Origin of the sequence: Desulfovibrio sp. 1188_IL3213, from assembly GCF_036763145.1 — a bacterium.
Taxonomy (GTDB): Bacteria; Desulfobacterota; Desulfovibrionia; order Desulfovibrionales; family Desulfovibrionaceae; genus Desulfovibrio.
Map to the genome: position 1 here is coordinate 1 of NZ_JBAIYR010000319.1, position 2,748 is coordinate 2,748.

Below are 2,748 nucleotides of genomic sequence, written 5' to 3' on the forward strand. Positions count from 1 at the left end.
CCTCCAGCTGGCCGACAGCCTGCCAGGCTGCGCCTGCTGCCTGTTGCGCCATGACGGCCTGACACAGCACTCACGCAACTGGCGAGGGCGTAACGCCTGACCACGGCTGCCATCGGTTCCTCACACTCCTCGCATCCTCTTTGCCTTGCGAGGACGATGGCAACGCTTTCGCACACAGGCACGCCTGATAAATCTTTCGCACGACATGGTACGGAGCAAACAGACGCTCCGTACCATGTCGCTTTTTGTATTTGCAGGTGTTCACCGAAATATTGCTCACCTCTGTTCAGTGTCTGAATTGCAGTCAAAGACAAACAATGCCGCGCAGCGCCCCCATGCTTGTCATGCTTCGTGAAAAAGTCTAGACTTTGGGGCCGATACATAATCACAGCACTGAGGCAAACATGGACATTATACGCTATATTCACGCGGCCGATCTGCATCTGGACACCCCTTTTCGCGGCCTTTCGCGAGAAGCCGCCCAGGGAAGCCATCTGGCGCAACTGCTGCATGATGCCACTTTCAAGGCTCTGGAACGGCTCTTCCGCCTGTGCGAAGCAGAAAAACCCGACTTTCTTGTTCTGGCCGGTGACGTGTATAACGAAGAAGATCACAGCGTTAAGGCCCAACTGCGCCTGCGTGACGGCTGCCTGCGCCTCAAGGCCGCCGGAATTCGCGTCTTTATCGCCCACGGCAATCACGACCCGCTCAACTCCATGCTTGAGTCCATCCGCTGGCCCGAAAATGTGACGATTTTCGGCCCTGAGGTTGAACGGCACATTGTAGAAAAAAACGGCATGCCTCTGGCTGTCGTACACGGCATAAGCCATGCCAAAGCCCGCGAAGGGCGCAATCTTGCCCGCCTCTTTCGACGCGATGCCGCATATGACTGTTTTCAGCTCGGCGTTCTGCACTGCACTGTCGAAGGCGAAAACAAAGCCGACCGCTACGCCCCCTGCTCGCTTGACGACCTCAAAAATACCGGTCTGGACGCCTGGGCGCTTGGTCATGTGCATGAAAGACGCACCCTGAGCCAAAATCCGTTTATTGCCTACTGCGGCAACAGCCAGGGCCTGCATGTCAATGAAACCGGTCCGCGCGGTTGCCTGTCGGTCACGGCCCACCCTGCTGAACCGCTGTCCGGTACTGCAAATCCGCCGGATGAGCACGGAGCCGTTTCATATCACTGCCAGGCAGATTTTGTGCGGCTTGGGCCGGTTCAGTGGACGGGGCTGGATCTCGGGCTTGACGGCGTGGAGCACCTTGATCAGGTGGAAAACCGCCTTGCCCAGTGCCTTGACCAGGCAGCCGAAGCCACGGAACCAGGCTGTGAAGCCCTGCTCGCCCGCGTTCGCCTGTACGGCCGCACCAGCCTGGACGCAGCCCTGCGCGATACCGGCAATCAGGAAGACATTCTGGAACGTCTGGGACATTTTGCTTCCGGCACTCCTGGCGTCTGGGTCAAAGACCTGCGCGTGGACACAAGCCCACCCGTAGACAGCGCCCAGTATCTCCAGCGCGAAGACCTGCTGGGGGAGGCACTGCGTCTGGCACTGCGCATGAGTGAAAGCCATGAGGCGCTGCAGGAGGTGGGGGGGCCAGCCCTGTCCCCGCTGTTCGGGCATACGCAGCTGCGAAAAATACTGGCCCAGCCAGATGACGGCCAGATGCAGGCCCTGCTGGAAGAAGCTCAACGACTTTGCATAGACCTTCTGGAGGTTCGCTGATGCATATCCAGTCCTTCCATATGGACGGATTCGGCATTTTCTCCGATGTGACGGTTGAAGGTCTGGCTCCCGGACTTTCCATTTTTCTGGGAGAAAACGAAGCCGGAAAATCTACCTGCCTTGAATTTTTGCGTACCACTCTGGCGGGGTATCCCGCGCCCAACAGCAGGGAAGGCAAACTGATTCCCGGGCCTTTGCGTGGCGGCAACGCAGGCGGCAGCCTCACCCTTCACACCCAGGAAGAGGGCATTCTCCGTCTCACCCGCCGCCCCGGCGGTTCCGGGGGCCACGTTTCCCTTGCCGACGGACAGGGTAAACCTTTGGATGAAGACGTGCTGCGACGCCTGCTTTCAGGCGTCAGCCGCGATGTGTATCGCAACGTCTTTGGCTTCAGCCTCACCGAACTGGAAAATATGGGCAACCTCACCGGCGAAAGTGTGCGCCACGCCCTGTATGGCGCCAGTTTCGGTCCGGGTCTGCGCTCTCCGGGCGAAGCACTGGCTATCCTGAAAAAACAGACGGATGAAATTTTCAAGTCCGGCGGCAGCAAGCCTCCTCTTAACCAGGCCCTCAGGCAGTTGAATGACCTGCGCCAGCGCATGGCCGAACTGCGCCAGCAGCAAGCCGGTTTTGATGCTCTTGCCGGTGAGCTTGGTGAAAAAAAAGAAGATCTGGCTGCCGTGCGCGGCCACAAATCACGTCTGGAAGAAGAACGCCGTCTGCTTGAACGCCGTTTGAGCGTATGGCTGCAGTGGAATGAGTGGCGGATGGTCTGCGCCGCCCTTGAGCGACTGGGACCGATCAATCCCTCATTTCCTGAAGATGGTCAGGCGCGCCTTGCACGCGCGCAAGAAGCGCGCGAAAGCTGCGAACGACATTTGGCCGCACTCACAGAAAAACTTAATCTTTTACGTGAACGTCGTAATGCCATTCAGCCCGATGAGGCCCTGCTGGAAGCCTTGCCGCCCCTGCGCCGCATGGCTGAACGGAAAAGCGGCTTCCGCCGCGCGCTGGCAGCGCT

The 2,748-nt window shown here is 58.9% G+C and carries 2 protein-coding genes; both read left to right on the top strand.

The genetic code is table 11. The annotated features are described in order from the left end of the window. Positions 1-404: 404 nt before the first annotated feature. A complete protein-coding gene (locus V6C16_RS10860) occupies positions 405-1,727 on the top strand; it encodes a metallophosphoesterase family protein (protein ID WP_333536297.1) in 1,323 nt (440 codons plus the stop codon). Further along, positions 1,727-2,748, top strand: a 1,022-nt coding sequence (locus V6C16_RS10865) for an AAA family ATPase (protein ID WP_333543195.1), incomplete at its 3' end; no start/stop codon positions are given. The genes V6C16_RS10860 and V6C16_RS10865, both read left to right, overlap by 1 nt.

Excerpts from the sequence above, each read along its gene's own strand:
- V6C16_RS10860 (WP_333536297.1), top strand. The coding sequence starts at position 405 with ATGGACATTATACGCTATATTCACGCGGCCGATCTGCATCTGGACACC.